Origin of the sequence: Saccharopolyspora griseoalba (genome assembly GCF_042665275.1) — a bacterium.
GTDB lineage: Bacteria > Actinomycetota > Actinomycetes > Mycobacteriales > Pseudonocardiaceae > Saccharopolyspora > Saccharopolyspora griseoalba.
The window spans coordinates 17,207-35,366 of sequence record NZ_JBHTCJ010000011.1; the positions used below are offsets into that span (position 1 = coordinate 17,207).

The 18,160-nt window shown below is 73.1% G+C and carries 18 protein-coding genes; 6 read left to right on the forward strand and 12 right to left on the reverse strand.

Going from position 1 to position 18,160, the window contains the following annotated elements:
• Window positions 1–22 precede the first annotated feature (22 nt).
• From ACFQRI_RS19740 to ACFQRI_RS19785, 10 genes are read right to left on the reverse strand one after another with little or no spacing between them, the layout of a single operon-like run.
• The gene (locus tag ACFQRI_RS19740; protein WP_380670754.1) at window positions 23–1,513 is read right to left on the reverse strand and encodes an ABC transporter ATP-binding protein; all 1,491 of its coding nucleotides are present in this window, start codon (window positions 1,511–1,513) and stop codon (window positions 23–25) included.
• Complete coding sequence (locus ACFQRI_RS19745; protein WP_380670756.1) at window positions 1,510–2,304, reverse strand: ABC transporter permease; 795 nt, start codon at window positions 2,302–2,304, stop codon at window positions 1,510–1,512. Before ACFQRI_RS19745 ends, ACFQRI_RS19740 begins: the two co-directional genes overlap by 4 nt.
• Entirely contained in the window at window positions 2,301–3,239 is a 939-nt protein-coding gene (locus ACFQRI_RS19750; RefSeq protein ID WP_380670758.1) for an ABC transporter permease, read from the reverse strand. Before ACFQRI_RS19750 ends, ACFQRI_RS19745 begins: the two co-directional genes overlap by 4 nt.
• Window positions 3,236–4,786, reverse strand: coding sequence for an ABC transporter substrate-binding protein (locus ACFQRI_RS19755; protein WP_380670760.1), 1,551 nt, complete (start codon window positions 4,784–4,786; stop codon window positions 3,236–3,238). The genes ACFQRI_RS19750 and ACFQRI_RS19755 overlap by 4 nt, the downstream gene beginning before the upstream one ends.
• 36 nt (window positions 4,787–4,822) lie before the next feature.
• Complete coding sequence (locus ACFQRI_RS19760) at window positions 4,823–5,602, reverse strand: class I SAM-dependent methyltransferase (protein WP_380670762.1); 780 nt, start codon at window positions 5,600–5,602, stop codon at window positions 4,823–4,825.
• Window positions 5,581–6,861, reverse strand: a complete 1,281-nt coding sequence (locus ACFQRI_RS19765) for an MFS transporter (protein ID WP_380670764.1) — start codon at window positions 6,859–6,861, stop codon at window positions 5,581–5,583. The genes ACFQRI_RS19760 and ACFQRI_RS19765 overlap by 22 nt, the downstream gene beginning before the upstream one ends.
• On the reverse strand, window positions 6,858–7,868 hold the full coding sequence (locus ACFQRI_RS19770; RefSeq protein WP_380670766.1) for an enolase C-terminal domain-like protein: 1,011 nt from the start codon (window positions 7,866–7,868) through the stop codon (window positions 6,858–6,860). The genes ACFQRI_RS19765 and ACFQRI_RS19770 overlap by 4 nt, the downstream gene beginning before the upstream one ends.
• Window positions 7,865–8,914 carry a PLP-dependent cysteine synthase family protein gene (locus ACFQRI_RS19775; protein ID WP_380670768.1) on the reverse strand — a complete coding sequence of 350 codons (1,050 nt, stop codon included), beginning with the start codon at window positions 8,912–8,914 and terminating at the stop codon, window positions 7,865–7,867. Before ACFQRI_RS19775 ends, ACFQRI_RS19770 begins: the two co-directional genes overlap by 4 nt.
• A complete protein-coding gene (locus ACFQRI_RS19780) occupies window positions 8,911–9,717 on the reverse strand; it encodes a Rossmann-like domain-containing protein (protein WP_380670770.1) in 807 nt (268 codons plus the stop codon). The genes ACFQRI_RS19775 and ACFQRI_RS19780 overlap by 4 nt, the downstream gene beginning before the upstream one ends.
• Entirely contained in the window at window positions 9,714–10,955 is a 1,242-nt protein-coding gene (locus ACFQRI_RS19785) for an ATP-grasp domain-containing protein (RefSeq protein WP_380670772.1), read from the reverse strand. Before ACFQRI_RS19785 ends, ACFQRI_RS19780 begins: the two co-directional genes overlap by 4 nt.
• Before the next feature lie 120 nt (window positions 10,956–11,075).
• Here ACFQRI_RS19785 and ACFQRI_RS19790 point away from each other — a divergent pair, with 120 nt between their 5' ends.
• From ACFQRI_RS19790 to ACFQRI_RS19815, 6 genes are all read left to right on the forward strand, one after another.
• Window positions 11,076–12,509: an alpha/beta hydrolase gene (locus ACFQRI_RS19790; protein WP_380670774.1), complete on the forward strand. Its 1,434-nt coding sequence runs from the start codon at window positions 11,076–11,078 to the stop codon at window positions 12,507–12,509.
• A gap of 73 nt (window positions 12,510–12,582) precedes the next feature.
• Complete coding sequence (locus ACFQRI_RS19795; protein WP_380670776.1) at window positions 12,583–12,852, forward strand: hypothetical protein; 270 nt, start codon at window positions 12,583–12,585, stop codon at window positions 12,850–12,852.
• 26 nt (window positions 12,853–12,878) lie between these two features.
• Complete coding sequence (glmS, locus tag ACFQRI_RS19800; protein ID WP_380670778.1) at window positions 12,879–14,705, forward strand: glutamine--fructose-6-phosphate transaminase (isomerizing); 1,827 nt, start codon at window positions 12,879–12,881, stop codon at window positions 14,703–14,705.
• A gap of 500 nt (window positions 14,706–15,205) precedes the next feature.
• A complete protein-coding gene (locus ACFQRI_RS19805; protein ID WP_380670780.1) occupies window positions 15,206–15,412 on the forward strand; it encodes a hypothetical protein in 207 nt (68 codons plus the stop codon).
• A gap of 229 nt (window positions 15,413–15,641) precedes the next feature.
• Window positions 15,642–15,845: a cold-shock protein gene (locus ACFQRI_RS19810; protein ID WP_380670782.1), complete on the forward strand. Its 204-nt coding sequence runs from the start codon at window positions 15,642–15,644 to the stop codon at window positions 15,843–15,845.
• A gap of 255 nt (window positions 15,846–16,100) precedes the next feature.
• On the forward strand, window positions 16,101–16,430 hold the full coding sequence (locus tag ACFQRI_RS19815; RefSeq protein WP_380670784.1) for an STAS domain-containing protein: 330 nt from the start codon (window positions 16,101–16,103) through the stop codon (window positions 16,428–16,430).
• 56 nt (window positions 16,431–16,486) lie between these two features.
• On the opposite strand, the gene ACFQRI_RS19820 is transcribed toward ACFQRI_RS19815, so the two are convergent.
• Window positions 16,487–16,717 (reverse strand): non-oxidative hydroxyarylic acid decarboxylases subunit D, encoded by a 231-nt coding sequence (locus tag ACFQRI_RS19820; protein ID WP_380670786.1) that lies wholly within the window; start codon window positions 16,715–16,717, stop codon window positions 16,487–16,489.
• A 17-nt stretch (window positions 16,718–16,734) separates the two neighbouring features.
• Window positions 16,735–18,159 carry a non-oxidative hydroxyarylic acid decarboxylases subunit C gene (locus ACFQRI_RS19825; RefSeq protein ID WP_380670788.1) on the reverse strand — a complete coding sequence of 475 codons (1,425 nt, stop codon included), beginning with the start codon at window positions 18,157–18,159 and terminating at the stop codon, window positions 16,735–16,737.
• Between the last annotated feature and the right edge of the window lies 1 nt (window position 18,160).

Sequence of the window (18,160 nt, forward strand, 5' to 3'; positions counted from 1 at the left end):
ATGGTATTCAATCAGCGTTTCGCTATGTGTTTCGACCTGCGGTTTCCCGGGAGGCGGCGGCGAGCAGCGCGCGGGTGGTGGGGTGCTGCGGCGCGGAGAGGACCTCGGCGGTGGGGCCGCGCTCGACCACCTCGCCCTCGTCGAGCACCAGCACCCGGTGCGACAGCCGCGCCACCGCGGGCAGGTCGTGGGTGATCAGCAGCAGCGCGCAGCCGGTGTGGCGTTGCAGCGCGGCCAGCACCTCCAGCAGCTCGGCCTGGCGCTCGGCGTCGAGGCCCGAGGTGATCTCGTCGCAGATCAGCACGTCCGGTTCGGCCGTCGTGGCGCGCACCAGCGCGGCTCGCTGCAGCTCGCCGCCGGAGAGCCCGCCGGGCGGGCGCGCCGCGCTGTGCTCCGGCACTCCCAGGCGGTCGAGCGCGGCCGCTGCGCGGGCGCGCGCCTCGGCGCGCGGAACCCCGCGCAGCCGCTCGGCCGTGCGCGCCACCTGGTGCAGCACCGGGGTGAACTCGCTGAACGAGGCCCTGGCGTCCTGGAAGACGTACTGCACCCGCGCCAGTTGCTCGCTCGTCCGGCGCCGCAGCACCGGCGGCAGCGGCCGGTCGTCGAGCAGGACCTCCCCGCCGCGGAAGCGGTGCAGCCCGGCGATGCAGCGCGCCAGGGTCGTCTTGCCGCTGCCGGAACGACCCAGCACCGCCAGCCGCTCGCCCGGAGCGACCTGCAGCGAGACCTCGCGCAGGGCGTCGTCGTCGCGGTGCCCGGCCCGCAGCCCGCGCACCTCCAGCACCGGTTCGGCGTCGCCGGGTTCCGGCGGCGTCACCGGGTCCCGGCGCGCGAGGGCGTTCGCGTCGGACGCGGCCAGGGTTCCGCCGGCGAGGACCAGCACCCGGTCGGCCAGGTCGCGCACCAGGTCCAGGTCGTGGGTGAGCAGCAGGATCGCGATGCCCTGCTCGGCCGCGGCGCGCAGCTCGGCTGCCAGCTGCGCGCGGATCACCGGGTCCTGGCCGGTGGTGGGTTCGTCGGCGATGAGCACCCGCGGTCGCCCGATCAGCGCTTGGGCGAGAACCACCCGCTGCTGCTGCCCGCCGGAGAGCTGGTGCGGGTAGCGCCGCAGGAACCGCTCCCCGTCGGGCATCCGCGCCTGGCGCAGCGCTTCCAGCACCCTCGACCGCACCTGGTCCCGCGGCACGTGCAGGCGGGCCACCTCGGTCAGCACCGAACCCACCCGGCGCACCGGGTTCAGCGCGGCCGCGGGCTGCTGCGGGACGTACCCGACCGTGCCGAGCCGAGGCGGGTTCTCGGGATCCACGGCGGACCCGGCGATCTCGACCTCCCCGGAAACCGCCGTCCCGGGCGGGGACTCGCCGAGCAGCACGCTCGCCAGGGTGGTCTTGCCGCTGCCGGACTCGCCGACCAGCGCGGTGATCTCGCCGCCGTTCAGGCTGAACGACGCCGCCGCGAGCAGCGTGCGCCCGCCCGCGGTCACGGTCAGGTCATGTGCGGCGACGACGGTCACCGGTCCTCCAGGAAGGTCGAGTCGGCGCGCCGCAACCAGCGGTCGAAGAGCAGGTTCACGCCCACCGACAGCACGACGACGAGCACCGCGGGCACCACCACCGCCCACGGCTGCAGGAACAGGCCCGAGCGGTTGCGGTCGACCATCGCCGCCCAGTCGCTCGCCCCGGGTGCCACCCCGACGCCGAGGAAGCTCGCCGAGGCCACCAGGTAGATCGCTCCGGTGAACCGGGTGCCCATGTCGGCTGCGAGCGTGCGGCGCATCGCGCGGGCGACGTGGCCCAGCGCGATGCGCGTCCGGCTCTCGCCCTGCAGCCGCATCGCCTCCACCGCGGGCCGGGTGGACAGCGACAGCGCTGCGGCGCGGCTGATGCGCACCACGTCGGGCAGGTTGATCAGCGCCACCACGGCCACCAGCACCCACGCGGTTCCCGGCGCCAGCGCCGCCAGCAGCAGCAACACCAGCATCGAGGGCAGCGCCAGCAGCAGGTCCAGCGGGCGCATCAGCACCTCGTCCAGCGCGCGGCTGCGGGTCATGCCGGCCACCAGGCCCATCGGCACCGCCACCAGGTAGGTGCAGGCGGTGGCGGTCAGCGCGGTCAGCACCAGCGACCGGCCCCCGAGCAGGACCTCGTCGGCCACGTCGCGGCCGAGGAAGTCGGTGCCCAGCAGGTGCCCGCCGCCGAGCAGGAACGCCACGTCCTTGGTGGTGTCCTCGGTGGCGAACGACGGTCCGAGCAGTGCCAGCAGCACCGGCACCGCCACCAGCAGTCCGGGGATCGCGTACCTCATCGGCCTACCTCCGAGGTGGGCGACAGGGCGCGGGCCGCCAGATCCGCACCGAGGTTGACCAGCACCGTGGTGGTGGCGAAGACCAGCGCCAGGCCCTGCACCACCGGCAGGTCGCGAGCCGAAACCGCTTCCAGCAGAGCAGTTCCCAGCCCGGGGATCGCGAAGATGGCCTCCACCACGATCACGCCGCCGATCAGCCAGTCGGCGGTGCGCGCGAGCTGCTGCACCGCCGGGGCCGCTGCGTTGGGCAGCGCGTGGGCGAAGCGGATCCGCGCGGGCGAGATCCCGAGTCGCCGCGCGTGCTGGACGTGGGGGGAGCGCTGCGCGTCGATCATCCCGGCGCGCACCAGCCTGCTCAGCGAGCAGATCGGGCGCATGAGCAGCACCGCCATCGGCAGCACCAGCAGCGCCGGATCGCCGGTCAGCGACCCGTCGATGGCGGTGGGCGGGAACCAGCCGAGCTGCACGGCGAAGACGGCGACCAGCAGGATCGCCATGGCGAACTCCGGTGCCGCGTAGAGGCCGAGGGTGGTGCTGGTGATCAGCCGGTCCGGCCAGCTGCCCTCGCGGCGGGCGGCCAGCACGCCGAGCCCGGTGGACAGCGGCACCAGCAGGGCCAGCGCCAACCCGGCCAGCAGCAGCGTCGGGCCCGCGGCCGCGCCGATCATCTCGGCGACCGGCCGCGGGCCGACCAGCGAGGTGCCGAGGTCGCCCCGCAGCGCGTTGCCCAGCCACTCGGCGAAGCGCTGCCACATCGGCCGCTCCAGCCCCAGCTCGGCGCGCAGGCCGGCGATGACCGCGGGGTCGGGGTTATCGCCCGCGATGGTCACCGCCGCGTCGCCCGGCAGCGCCTCGGTCAGCAGGAACACCCCTACCGCGACCAGCAGCACCTGCACCGCGCCGAGCAGCAGTCGGCGCACCAGGTAACCGATCACGCCAGCCACACCCCGTCGAAGCGCGCCCACTCCAGGGTGTTGGCCGGGGCCTGCTCGTCGATGCCGCCGACGTTGCCGGCCGCGCCGACGATCCAGTCCGAGGACCCCCACCAGACGAAGCCGCCGTCGTGGAACTGCTGCTCCTGCATCCGGGCGTAGAGCTCGGCGCGCTCGCCCTCGTCGGTGGTGGACTGGGCGGCGTCGTAGAGCTCGTCGAACTCCGGTCGCCGCCACGCGGTGTTGTTGGTGGTGGAGGTGGTCAGCAGGCGCTGCGAGATGTGCGAGTCCAGCGGCATGCCGCCCGAGCGGTAGCTGGCCAGCACGCTGCCCTCGGAGATGTCCGACCAGTAGGTGTCCTTGTTGCCCAGCCGCACGTTGAGGTCGAGCCCGACCTGCTCGGCCTGATCGCGGATGGCCAGCGCGGCCTCCTTGAGCCCGGTGGAGGCCTCCGAGGTGTCGAAGTCGATGGTCATGCCCTCGGCGCCGGCCTCGCGCACCAGCGAGCGCGCCCGGTCCAGGTCCTGCCCGCGCTGCGGCAGGTGGGCGGCGTAGTAGCGGTATCCCCGGCCGTAGAGGTCGTTGCCGATCTGCCCGGAGCCCTGCAGCACCGAGCGCACCAGCTCTTCCCGATCGATCAGGTGGAACATGGCCTGGCGCAGCTCGATCCGGTCGAACGGCGGGCGGTCCACCTTCATCGCCAGCCCGTGGAAGTTGCTCCGCGGGAGCCGGAGCACCCGGATCTGACCGTTGGACTCGTAGGTGCGGGCGCTGGTGAGCGTGAGGTCGTTGGCGTAGTCGATCTGCCCGCCCAGCAGCGCGTTCACCCGCGCCGACTCGTCGTTGGTGACCACGATCTGCAGCTCGTCGAGCAGCGGCGGTCCGTCGAAGTAGTCCGGGTTGCGCGCGGCCAGGAACGACTTGCCCGGCTCGAAGGAGACGAACTTGAACGGCCCCGAGCCGACCGGCCGGGAGAAGTCGGTGGTTCCCTCCGGGACGATGTAGGCGCCGAGGGTGGCCAGCGCGTTCGGGAACTCCGCGTAGGGCCGTTCGAGCCGGAACTCCACGGTGCGGTCGTCGACGGCGCGGCTGTTCGGCAGGTCGATCACCGACAGGCTCGCCTTGGCCCGCCGGCTGCCGCCTGGGGCGGTGATGCGCGCGTAGCTGGCCAGCACGTCGGCGGACCGCACCGGACGTCCGTCGTGGAAGGTGGCCTGCCGCAGCGTGATCCGCCAGGTGCGCAGATCGGCGGAGGGCTCCCACCGCTCGGCCAGGCGCGGCTGCGGGGACATGTCGTTGCCGTAGTCGGCCAGCTTGTCGTAGAGCGCCTTGGAACGCGCGATCTCGATGTAGAGGCTGGTCTCGTGCGGGTCGAGCACCTCGGACGCGCCACCACCGGAGAAGGCGGCGCGCAACCGGCCGCCGCGCTTGGGCCGGCCTACGGCGGGGGCGCCGCCAGGTGCGCAGCCCGCCAGCGCGGAGCTGCCCGATAACGCGGCCGCGGTGCTCGCGGCGAGGCCGAGGAAACCGCGTCGGTCGAGGTTCTGCATGGCAGTTCTCCTGTCGGGTCGGGGCTTTCGCTTCGTTCAGCCGGTGCGACGAGCGACCAGGTGCAGGCGGTCGCCGGACATCCGCTCGGAGAGGGCGGCATCGGCGTGCCAGGGGGCGTCGGTGCGCGGGCCGGGTTCGTCGAACAGCGCCAGGACCTCGAACCCGTGCCGTTCGGCGAAGTAGCGCAGCTCCTGCGGGAACAGCAGCCGCCAGGCCGAGCGCTGCACCAGCTCCTCGGCACCGGGCCAGCTCCAGCGGCGCTCCCGGCGCAGCAGCTGCTCGGCGTGGTCGATCCACAGCCGGGTGATCGAGCGGTAGTCCACCCCGCCGTGGTGCAGCGTGCGGTCCCGGACCTCGTCGAGCAGCTCGGTGTTGCCCAGGAAGAACGCACCGTTGCGGGCCTCGGCGACGAGCAGCCCGCCGGGCCGCAGGTGGTCGCGGCAGCGGGACAGGAACGCGTCCAGCTCGGCGTTGCGGTGGCAGTACAGCAGCGCGCTGTCCAGGCAGGTGATCGCGTCGAAGGCGTTGCCCAGCGCGAAATCCCGCATGTCGGCCACGGCGAACTCCGCCGCCGGGCAGTGCCGCGCGGCGTGCGCGACCATCTCCGGCGAGCTGTCCAGCCCGGTGACCCGGTAGCCGCGCGCGGTCCAGAACCGCGCGTCGCGACCGGTGCCGCAGCCGATGTCGAGCAGGTCGCCCCCACCGCCGAAGCGGTGCAGCAGGTCGTCGACGAAGCGGGCGGCCAGGTGCTCGGGGTCGGGGAACCAGGCCTCGTAGATGTCCGGGTTGTCGGTCAGGAAGTTGGCGTGTGCCACGCGATCTCCTCGTCGTCGTGCGGGCGCGGGTCGATGCCGGTGCGCCGGTGCACCGCGAGCACCGCCAGCGCGGAGGTCAGGCCGATGGCCACGCACAGCGCCGAGGGCAGCCAGGGTCTGCCGGGCGGGGCGAGATCGGTGGCCAGGCCGATCAGCGCGTTGCCCCCGGCGGCGGTGAGCCCGGAAACCAGGTAGAACACCCCGAAGTAGGTCCCGGACAGCTGCTCGGGGCCGAAGGACGGGATGAGCTCGTAGACGAACGGCTGGGCCAGCATCACCCCCACGGACAGCGCGAGCGCGGTCACCAGCACCGGGGCCAGCCGCAGGGCGATCTCCACGGGGTCGGTCGCCGGGGAGCCCGGCATCAGCGCGGCGGCGACGGCGGTGACGGCGAACCCGCCGCCCATCACCGCCAACCCGGTCGTGATCGAACGCCCGCGGCTCCAGCGGGTGCTGCACCAGCGGGTGATGCGGACCTGCAGCAGCAGGCTGGAAGCGGTGCTGACCAGGAAGATCACCGAAACCGAGACCGCGGTGCCGGTGAAGTGCTCGGCGTGCATCGGCAGCACCAGGTAGAGCTGGTTCTGCAGCGCGAACAACCCGGTCAGCGCGCCGGTGAAGGCCAGGAACCGGCGGTCGGCGAGCACCCCGCGCCAGTCCGCGAGCACCGAGCTCTCCGGTCGCGGCACGCGTCGCGCGGGCAGCACCACCACTTGCGCGGCGGTCAGCAGCGCGAAGATCACCGCCGCGGTCACCGCCGCCATCCGGAAGTCGACCAGCAGCAGCGCGCTGCCCAGCAGCGGGCCGAGCAGCATGCCGGTGTTGGCGAAGACGTTGAACAGCGAGAACATCTCGGCTCGCCGGTCCCCGGCTTCCAGCGAGAGGTAGGAGCGCACCGCCGGGTTGAACAGCGCCCCGGCCAGGCCGGAGAGCACCGAGGCCGCCAGCAGCACCGGCAGCGCGGTGCCGAGGGCGAACAGCCCGAAGCCCACCGAGCGCAGCGCGCAGCCCGCGATGATCACGCCCCGCGCGCCGAGCCGGTCCGAGGCCGACCCGCCGAGCAGGAACAGGCCCTGCTGGCTGAGGTTGCGCGCGCCCAGCAGCACCCCGATCACCGCCGCCGACATGCCCAGGTCGTTGCCGAGGTAACCGGCCAGGTAGGGGATCAGCAGGTAGAACCCGGTGTTGACGCCGAGCTGGTTGACCAGCAGCACCTGCACGGCGGGCGGATAGCTGCGGATGAGCCGCCAGGTGCTCACGACGGGCGCACCCCTAAGCCGGTGCTCCCGGCGATGCGCAGCAAGCCGTCCTCGCCGCCCAGCCCGGTCCACGGGTCGCGCGCCAGCAGCAGGTGCCCGTCGAGGTCGACCCAGCGGGCCAGGCCGCTGAGGTGCACGGCCGGAGCGATGCCCAGCGAGCTGGCCACCTGGCAGCCCAACATCACCTCGACGCCGAAACCCCGAGCGGTGTCGATGATCTCGCGCGCCGCGCGGATACCGCCGCACTCGGGCAGCTTCACGTTGACCCCGTGCACGCGCGGCCCCAGCAGGCGCACGTCGGCCGCGCTGCGGGCGTCCTCGTCGGCGATCACCGGGATCGGCGAGGCCTCGGCGACCTCGGCCAGCAGGTCCGGAGTTCCCGGCGCGATGGGTTGTTCCACCGCCTCGACGTCGAACTCCGCTGCCGCGCGCAGCATTCGGCTCGCCTCCTCGGGAATCCACGCGCCGTTGGGGTCCAGCAGCAGCCGCGCGTCCGGGACCGCGGCGCGGATCGCGGCGACCCGCGCGAGCTCGTCGGCGGCGCGGCCGAGCTTGATCTTCAGCACCCGGAATCCGCGGCCGGCGAGGTCGGCGGCCGCGGCCGCAGCGTCCGCGGCCGGGGTGATCCCGATCGTGCGAGCCGTGGGCACCGGTTCGCGCGGCGCGACGCCGACCAGCTCGTGCACCGGCACCCCGCGCAGCTCGGCGACCAGGTCGTGCAACGCCGCGTCCAGTCCGGCGCGCACCCCGGGCGATTCCGCCGGGAGCGCGGCCACCAGCGCGCGGCTCGGTGCCACGCCGTCGAGATCCCGTCGCGCGGCTTCCAGCTCCGCTTCGATGCGCGGCACGTCCAGCTCGTAGTACGCGCTGGTGACGACCTCGCCGCGTCCGGCGACGCCGGCGTGCTCGGCGGTGATGGTCACCGCCTCGCGCTCGGCCATCACCGACCGCGAGATCCGCAGCGGCTCGCGCAGCGCGAGGCCGCTCGCCTCCCAACTCAGCTTCACGCCGGAACCTCCACGTCCACCAGCGGGTCGACCACGGCGCTGCAGCGGGTCCAGCCGGTCGCCTCCACCTCCGGGTGGGCGACCTCGACCGGCCGCGTCGCGACCGGGGCGTCCAGCAGGCCGCGCTCGCGGCAGTAGTCGTCGTCGAAGACGGTGCCCAGGTAGCGGTGCGGGCCGTCGGGGAAGACGGTCACCACGTTGGCCCCCGGTTCGATCCGCGCGGCCCACGCGGCCACCAGAGCGACCGCTCCGGTGCTCCAGCCGCCGGTGACGAACGAGTCGCGCGCCAGCGTTCGGCACGCCGACACGGCCTCGCCGGGGCCGACCCAGTGCACCTCGTCGAACTGCGGGTAGGCCACGTTGCGCGGGTGGATGCTGCTGCCCAGCCCGCGCATCACGCGCGGGCGCGCGGGCTGGCCGAAGATCGTCGACCCGACGGTGTCCACGCCGATGAGCCGCGCGTGCGGCCACCTCTTCCGGACGGCGCGGATCGCCCCGGCGCTGTGCCCGCCGGAACCCACGCTGCACACCAGCACGTCCACCCGGTCGAGCTGGCGGCAGATCTCCGCGCCCATCTCCGCGTAACCGGCCGGGTTGTCCGGGTTGTTGTACTGGTCGGGCCAGTAGGCCCCGGGCAACGACCGGCAGACCTCGTGCACCCGGTTCAGCCGCGCCTGCTGCCAGCCGCCCTCCGGGTGCGGGCGGTCGACGACCTCCAGCCGCGCGCCGTGCGCGCGCAGCAGCGCGCGCATCCCCGGCTCCAGCTCGTCGTCGACGACGAGCACGATCGGATGCCCCAGCGCGCTTCCGGCGAAGGCCAGCCCCACGCCGAGGGTTCCGCTGGTCGACTCCACCACCGGAGCGCCCGGGCGCAGCTCGCCGCGGAAGCGCGCGCCGCGCAGCATCGACAGCGCCGCGCGCGCCTTCATCCCGCCGGCGCTGAGGCACTCCAGCTTGGCCCAGAACCCGGGATGCGGCTGGGGGAGCGGTGCCGAGACCTTGGTCAGCGGGGTGTCGCGCACCAGGTCCAGCAGGTCCGGGTTCACTCGGGCACCTCCCCGGGGTAGCGGTAGAGCGGGCTCGGGCCGCCGTCGAGCCAGAAGAACGGGTAGGGCTCGGCGGACACCGCGCTGACCCCGGCTCCCAGGAAGCGCGGCAGGATCCCGCTGCCGGTCTGCGCGAACAGCACCAGCGGCTTGCCGGTCGAGCGCGCGTGCTCCAGCAGCGGCTGGAAGGTGCCGTTCCCCAGCACCATCCCGGAGGCCAGCACGGCGTCGCAGTCGTCGAGCGCGGCGAGCGCATCGGTGCGCACCGGCTCGCCCCACTCGGTCTCGCCGCCCTTGTAGTCGCAGGCGAGGTAGCCGGTGCCGCGCTCGCGCAGGTGGTGCAGCAGCGAGTTGACCACGCCGATCACCAGCACCCGGCGCGCCGCGGGCAGCAGGTCGACCACGAGCTTCGCGCGGTGCAAGGACTTCTGCAGCGACGTGCCGCGCCCGACGGTCACCTCCTCGGCGTCGCGGTGGTGCGGGCGCACCGACTGCAGGTAGGCGTCCAGCGCGGCCACCCGGACCGCGCGCAGCGGGTGCCCCAGCAGCTCGCGCACGGGCGTGCCGACGCAGTCGAGCACGGCGTCCTCGTCGAGCTCGCCGGGCTCCACCGCGCAGGAGCCCACCGCTTCCTCGACGCGCAGGCTCAGCACGTGGTTGCGGTAGGAGCTGCGTCGCGAGGCGTGCCGAACCCCTTGCTGGGTCAGGAAACCCACGCTCGCCGAGGCCTCGGCGATGCTCGCGCCGTGCTGTCCGCCGCGGACCTGTTCGATCAGTTCCTCGATCGATCGCGGAGCGCTCACCCGGCGTCCTCCGCGTAGCGCACGTCGAGCTCGGCGATCAGCGACTCGGCGCGGGCGCGCGCCGCCCCCGGTCGGTCGCTGGTGACCATCACGTGGCCCAGGTAGTTGTTGTTGCTGGTCGCAGCGCCCGCCTGGTGCCCTGCGGGTTTGAGCCGGTGGTCGACCACCGCGGGGTCCTGCAGCGCCCCGGTGCCGCGGATCTCGGAGATCCGGCCGGGCCGGGCAGGCAGCAGGAACGAGATCGCCGCGCTGGCCGCCCCGGTGTCGACCGGGTCCAGCTCGGGCTTCTCGCCCAGCGCGACCTGCGCGTGCGCCGCGGCCAGGTCGATGCCGGTGACCCGCCGGATCAGCTCGGTGATCTGGTTGCCCGCCGGGCGCGGGTTGACCTCGACGAGCTTCGGACCGTCCTCGGTCAGCTTGATCTCGGTGTGGCAGACGGTGTCGTCCAGTCCCAGCGCTTCGACGGCGGCGACCGCGGTGTCGGTGACCGCGCGCTCGGTGCCGACGTCGAGAGCGGCCGGGAACATGTGGCCGGTCTCGACGAACCGCGGTGCGCCGGCGACGCTCTTGTCGGTGACGCCGACGACCGCGGTCCGCCCGCCGAAGGTGACCGTCTCCACGCTCACCTCGGCGCCGGTCAACAGCTCCTCCAGCAGCACCACGGGACTGCGCTGCTGTCCGCGAGCGTTGACCGGAAATCCCCGGAGCTCCGCGTGCGCCTCGCGGAGCTCGTCGACATCGGCGACCCGGCGAACGAACATGCCCGCGCACAGGTCCACCGGCTTGACCACCAGCGGGTAGCCGAGCGCCGCGGCCCCTTCCTCCAGCCCGCGCTGCGTCTCGGCGAGCGCGAACGCGGGGCCGGGCACGCCGGCCTCGCGCAGCGCGTGGCGGGTGCGGTCCTTGGCGCAGGCGGCCTCGACCGCCTCCGGCGGCGGGCCGGGCAGCCCCAGCCGCTCGGCCAGCCGCGCCGCGGTCGCGAGGTAGTAGTCGCAGGAGGTCGCGACCCCGTCGAAGTCGAGCACCCGGTGCAGCCGCTCCAGGTGCGGCAGCAGCTCGTCGGGGTCGTTGGTCTCGGCGGTGAGCACGTTGTCCGCGCCGAGCAGCGGGTGCGGGCCCGGCACCGGAGCTGAGCGCAGGTAGTGCTGCAGATCGCGGGTGACGAAGCTGAACCGGTGGCCGCCCTCGCGGATTCCTCTGGGCAGCAGGGTGCTCATCGCGCCGACCCAGCTCTCCACCAACAGAAGGTGCCCCACTCCGACTCCCATCACGACGATTGCGGTGCAACGGTCGGTGATGATAATCGTTTTCAACTGGGTGATCAACCTTCCATCTGGTGAAAATGGATGTGACTCGACGTGATCAAGGAACTGCCCGCGGTGCTCGTCCCGGTGCTCGTCGCGCCGCTGCTGAGCGCGGCTCCGGCGGCTGCGGATCCGCTGGTGTTCGGCCCGTGCCCGTTCGAGGGCGCCGAGTGCGCCGAGGTTTCGGTCCCGCTCGCCCCGGCGGGCCCGGGCGATGCGGAGCTCGGGATCGCGGTGTCGCGCGTTCGTGCGTCCGGCACTCCGGAGGAGTACCGGGGTGCCCTGCTGGTGAACCCGGGTGGCCCTGGTGGTTCCGGGCTGGAGTACGCGGTGCGCAAGGGCGAGAAGCTGCCGGAGCGGGTGCGCCGCGCCTACGACGTCATCGGCTTCGACCCGCGCGGTGTCGGCCGCAGCGCGCCGCTGGACTGCGGCGAGCTCGGCGGCCTGTTCGACCACCCGGCGCCCGAGCCGGTCCCCGCCGGTGCGCGGCAGGAGCGCGCGCACCTGGACCGATTGGCCGGGATGGCCCAGGACTGCCTGCGGCGCAACCCGAACGCCGCGGCGTTCAACACCGCGAACACCGCCCGCGACGTCGACCGGATCCGCGCCGCCCTCGGCCAGCCGAGGCTGAACTTCCTCGGCGTGTCCTACGGCAGCTACCTCGGCGCCGCCTACGCCCACGAGTTCCCGCAGCGCGTCGGTCGGATGGTGCTGGACAGCGTGGTGAGCCCGGACCGCTGGCACGACTTCGACGTGCAGCAGGCCCGCGCGGTGCTGCGGCAGCGCGAGGTCCTGCTCGACTGGATCGCCGCGCGGCCCGAGCTGGGCCTGGGCAGCACGGCCGGGCAGGTCCGGCGGGCCTACGCCCGCGCCCGCGCGCGCCTCGCCGAGACGCCCGCCCGCGGCGCGTTCGGCGCGGCCGAGTTCGACGGCCTGGTCTACAAGACGCTCTCGCGCACCGAGCGGTGGCGGCCCTTCGCCGAGGCCCTGAGCGCCTACGTGCGCACCGGGGACGCCTCCGGCCTGACGCCTGAGCTGCCCGAGCCCGACCCCGAGTCGCGCAACTACGAGGCCGCCCTGCGGACCGTGAAGTGCGCGGACAGCACCCGACCGAGCCGCGCCGAGGTGATCGACGACGTCCGGGCGCTGCGCCGCGCCGATGCGCACCCGATCCTGACCGGCCTGGAGGCCACGACCTGCGCGTTCTGGCCCGCCCCCGCCGAACCGGCCCGCTTCGGTCACCCGGCGATGCCGCCGGTGCTGCTCACCCAGGCCGAGCAGGACCCCACCACGCCGCTGACCGGGGCGAAGCGGATGCAGGCCGAGCTGCCCGGCTCGCGGATGGTCTCCGCCCGCGAGTCCTACTCGCACGGTCTGTTCGCCAGCCAGCGAGTCCGCTGCGTCGACGACGCGGCCGCCGACTACCTCGTCGAAGGCGGGCTGCCCGAGCGGGACGTGCGCTGCCAGGGCCCGGGTCTTCCGGAGTGATCCGCACCGGATCCTGCCCGATATCGGGCAGGAAAGTTGCCGAACGGGCGAAGCGCACGCAAGCTGGTCGGTCGTGAGCCGCCAGACGCCCCCCGAGCTGGTCCGGCACGTCGCCGCCACCACGGGACTGCCGGAGCCGATCGCGGAGCGCGTCGTCACCGACGTGATGGCCTACTTCGCCGAGACCGTCGAGGACTACGTGCGCCGCAGGCACCAGGAGCTCAAGCGGCGCGAGCGGCGCAACGACGACATCTGGCCGACCATCGCCGGAGAGCTCCGCGAACGGCCGGTGGCCGCCGCGGAGCTCAGCGAGCGGCAGCTGCGGCGGATCGTCTACGGCTGACCCGGAGCGACTAAGGAGCGCGCGACATGTGCGGAATCGTCGGATACATCGGCCGCCGCGAGGCCAACCCGATCCTGATCGAAGGCCTGCGGCGGCTGGAGTACCGCGGCTACGACTCGGCGGGGCTCGCGGTGGCGCACCGGGGCAGGCCGAAGGTGGTCAAGGTGGCCGGCCGGGTCGCCGACCTGCGCGAGGCGGTCGGCGCCGGCACCAAGGGCGGTACCGGCATCGCGCACACCCGCTGGGCCACCCACGGCGAGCCCACCGACGCCAACGCCCACCCGCACCTCGACGCCGCCGGCCGGGTCTCGGTGGTGCACAACGGGATCATCGAGAACGCCGAGCGGCTGCGCGCCCGGCTGGTCGGCGAGGGCGTCGAGTTCGCCTCCGAGACCGACACCGAGGTGCTGGCCCACCTGATCGGTTCGGCCGTGGCCGCGGGCGCCGACTCGCTGGAGGACGCCGTGCGCGCCGCGCTGGCCCCGGTGGAGGGCGCCTACGGCATCGTGGTGCTCGACGGGCGCAAGCCCGACGAGCTGGTGGTCGCCCGCAAGGGGAGCCCGATCGTGCTGGGCGTCGGCGACGGGGAGATGTTCGTCGCCTCCGACGTGGCGGCGCTGGTCCGGCACACCCAGCGGGCGGTGTTCCTCGACGACGGCGAGCTGGCCACGGTGCGCGCCGACGACTACCAGACCTCCACGCTGGAGGCCGAGCCGACCAGCAAGCAGCCGATCACCGTCGGGCAGGACGACTCCGACTTCCAGCTCGGCGACTTCCCGGACTACATGCGCAAGGAGATCGCCGAGCAGCCCGATTCGGTCACGCGCGCGCTGCGCGGCAGGCTCGACGAGCGCTTCGCCACCGTCCGGCTCGACGGCCTCGGGCTGGACGCGCGCGAGCTGCGCTCGATCCGCCGGGTGAAGTTCCTCGGCTGCGGATCCGCCTACTACGCGGGCGAGTTCGGCGCCAACCTGGTCGAGGAGCTGGCCCGCATCCCCGCGGACTCCGAACCCGCCTCGGAGTTCCGCTACCGCAACCCGGTGGTCGAGTCCGACACGCTCTACGTCGCCGTGAGCCAGTCCGGGGAGACCGCCGACACGCTGGCCGCGGTCGAGGAGCTCAACCGCAAGGGCGGCCAGGTCGTGGGCGCGGTCAACGTGGTCGGCAGCGCCATCGGGCGCGCGTGCGGGCGCGGCGTGCTGCTGCACGCCGGTCCCGAGATCGCGGTCGCCTCCACCAAGGCGGTCACCAACATGGCGGTCTCCTTCGGGATGCTGGCGCTGCTGATGGGGCGGGTGCGCGATCTGTCCACGGCGGACGGTCAGCGGATCGTGGCCGGGCTGCGCGCGCTGCCGGAGCAGATCCAGCAGGTCGTCGACTCCGAGTCCGAGATCGCCGAGGCCGCCAAGCGCTGCGCGCACGCCGACCACATGTTCTTCATCGGCCGCACCCGGTGCTGGCCGACGGCCCGCGAGGGGGCGCAGAAGCTCAAGGAGATCTCCTACGTGCACGCCGAGGCCTACCCGGCCTCCGAGCTCAAGCACGGTCCGCTGGCCCTGATCGACGAGAGCATGCCCAGCGTGGTGGTGGTCCCCGACGACGAGCTGCTGGCCAAGAACATCTCGGCGATGGAGCAGATCAAGGCCCGCGGCGGACCCGTCGTGGCGGTCACCAACGCCGAACTCCCGCAGGGGCTGGCCGACATCACCATCCGAGCGCCGCGCAACTCGCCCGAGCTCGACCCGATCCTGCTCAGCGTCCCGCTGCAGCTGTTCGCCTACCACCTCGCCGCCGAGCTCGGCCGCGACGTGGACAAGCCCCGGAACCTCGCCAAGAGCGTCACCGTGGAGTGAGGCCCGAACGGTGGAAGGCCGTGCGGGGCGGCATCTTCGGCTCCCCGGCGGTGGGACGCGTTGACAACCGGTTCGGGGTGCGGCCACCCTGGGGTGATCCGGACATCCGGGCAGCAGGTGCCCGAACCGGGATGAATCGTCGGGCCCGGCGAAGCGGGAGCGCGTCGATCTCGCCCAGCAGGAGCGGCGACCGCTGCGAACGGCTCGGGCGAAGTCCCCGGCGGGGCGAGGAGCACCGCTGCTCCTCGCCCCGGCCGGACGCGAGGGGCGCTCGGTGAACTCGACGGACGAGGGGTTGCCGACACTCACCGAGCGCCTCTAGACGTTAGAACACCGCCCGCGAGACCGCTTCGCGCGGCTGCGCGGGCGCGCGGGCGGCGTCCGATCCACCATTGTGGACCTGTGCTCCGCGGAACCGCGAAAAGGCCGCAGCGGAGTTAGTTTCGAGTGCAGCGACGGTAGCGCGCCGTCGCGCAACCCGATGGGAAAGGCGGTGCGGCATGGCCGAACCGGTCCAGAACCAGATGACCGCGGACGTCTTGGCGGCCGTGGTGCAGCAGCTGCAGGAGGCCGGATCCGGTGACACGCCGATCTCGGTCAACCTCGGCGACCAGGTCGTCCTGCCGGTGCTGGGCAGCGCCGTGCGCTTCCGCGACGGGCAGTCGCACCTCGAACTGCGGGTGCCCGAGGTGCCCGCCGCCGAGTAGGCGGCTGCGGCGCCCGGAGGCGGGTGGCCGAGGTCGCGCTCGACGTGTAGCGTTCAGGGTGGTCGTTGTTTCTGGGTTCGTGTTTCGCGCATGCTCGCAGGATGTAGATGCGGGCGAGCTCGTTTCTTTGGTGCAGCTGGAGTAGAGCCGCCGTCTGAGATCCCCCGGCCCGGGGCCCGCGCGGTGCGGTCGTCCCGCAATACCTCCCAGCTCCCGAATGGAGACGCTCATGACTCACGGAACCGTGAAGTGGTTCAACGCGGAAAAGGGCTTCGGCTTCATCGCCCCGGACGGCGGTGGACCGGACGTGTTCGTGCACTACTCGGCCATCGACGCCTCGGGTTTCCGCACCCTGGAGGAGAACCAGCAGGTCTCCTACGACGTCACCCAGGGCCCCAAGGGCCCGCAGGCCGAGGTCGTCCGCGCTGCCTGATGCCGCGCGATCGGTGCCTCCGAGGTCCGCTGGACCCCGGAGGCACTTCCGCCCGCCTTCGGCGCAGCTCCCCCCCCCCCACCGGGCGGTCGAGAGGCGCGGAGGTGGACCGTCACCGAGGCCGCCGAACGGCGCCCGCTCCGCTCAACCTCCGCCCGGTCGAGCCAACCGGTCCCGACGACCGAAGGCTCCCGGAACGCCTCCCCGCACCGGCGCAGCCGCGTCTCACGGCCGCGCCCGGCCGAAAGACCCCACATGCATTGGAACGCCATCTTCCCCGATCTGATCGCCCCGTCGTCCGCGCTCGCAGTCGACGGTGACCTCACCGGACGCGCCGTCGAGGAGCTGGCGCAGCGGCTCTGGCCGCAACTGCTGGCCGCACCGCCGGAAACGGTGGTGGACCTCGCCGCCGCCGGTGCGCTCGATGCCACCGGCGCCGACCTGCTGGCCGCCGCGCACGCCTACGCCGCGCACCGCGGATCCGCGTTGCGCGTCGTCAACGCCGCACCGGGCGTGCAGCGGACGCTGCTGGCCGCGGGGGTGCGGCCGGAGCTCCGGAAGCTCACCTCCGCGGTGCCGGCCTGAGCTGCGCGCTCCCGCACGCCACGCGCCGGCCGGATGCCGACCGCGCTCCGCGCAGGTCACCGCAGCGGCGGGATCGTCGGGACTTCGGAGGCGTCGTCGATGTCCTCCCGGGTCATCCGGTACTGCTCGGGGTAGTGCTCCCGGGTGGTGCGGCGGGCGGGTTCGGTGGTGCGCCACATGTAGAGGCACTGCTGGCACTGCAGCACCTCCCACGCGCCCGGGACCGGGGAAGTGGTGATGCGCTGGACGCCGGGGTCCGCGCAGCGCGGGCAGAGGGTTTCGCTCACGGGTGCTCCTAGGGGGATCAGCGGTTCGCCAGCATCGAGCGCAGGCGTTCGGTCCACTCGGCGGTTTCGGGCAGGTCCTTGGTCGGCGTGCCGAAGTTGCCGCGCACGTCGGGCTTCACCGGGGTGGTCGCGTCGACGATCATCTTGCTGGTCACGCCCGCCGGTTGGGCGGCAGGAGCCAGCTCCAGCACCGACAGGTTCGGGATGACCACGACGTCCTCGGACGGGTTGACCTTCGACGACTGCGCCCACATCACTTGCGGCAGGTCGAAGGGGTCCACGTCCTCGTCGACCAGGATCACCTGCCCGACGTAGCCCAGCCCGTGCGGCGTGGTCATCGCGCGCATGCCCACCGCCTTGGCGAAGCCGCCGTAGCGCTTGGCGGTCGAGATGATCACCAGCAGGCCGTGGGTGTACATCGCGTTGACGGCCTTGACCTCGGGGAACTCCGCGCGGAGCTGCTTGAGCAGCGGGACGCAGGTGTTCGGCCCGACCAGGTAGTCGCACTCGGTCCAGGGCATGCCCAGGTACAGCGACTCGAAGATCGGCTCGGTGCGGTAGGAGATCTTCTCGATGCGCACCACCGGCATCCGGCGCCCACCCGAGTAGTGCCCGGTGAACTCGCCGAACGGGCCCTCGATCTGGCGCTTGCGCGACTCGATGTAGCCCTCGATCACGACCTCCGAGCCCCACGGGACGTCGAAGCCGGTCAGCGGAGCGGTCGCGATGGGCATCGGGGCCTGCCGCAGCGCGCCCGCCATCTCGTACTCGGACTGGTCGTAGCCCATCGGCATGCCCGCCACGATCGGCACCACCGGGTCGTTGCCCAAGGTGACCGCGATCGGCAGGTCCTCGTCGAGCTCCTCGGCCTTGCGCAGGTGCTGGGCGATGTCGTGCATCGGGACCGGTTGCAGCGCGAGGCGGTCCTTGCCGATCACCTGGATGCGGTAGATGCCCAGGTTCTGCTCGTCGAAGTTCTCCGGCTCGTCCGGGTCGCGCGAGACCACGGCGGCCTTGTCCAAGTAGAACCCGCCGTCGCCGTCGTTGAGCCGGAACAGCGGCAGCACGTCGAACAGGTCGACGTCCTCGCCCTCGGCGGTGTTCTCCCGCCACGGGGCGTCCTCCCGGCGCTCCGGGGTCACCGGGAAGTCGTCCCAGCGCCGGGCGAACTCCTCGACCTGCTCGCGGGTGGCGGTCTCCTTGGGCAGCCCCAGCGCCAGCGCGTGGTTGCGCCAGGAACCGTGCACGTTCATCGCGATGCGCGCGTCGGTGAAGCCGGTGACGTTGTCGAACCACAGCGCGGGCGCGCCCTCGCCGATGCGGCCGGCGGCGTTCGCCGCGGCCGCCAGGTCCGGCTCGGGCGAGACCTCCTCGCTCACCCGCAGCAGCTGGCCCTGCTCCTCCAGGGCGCTCAGGAACGACCTCAGGTCGTCGTGTGCCATG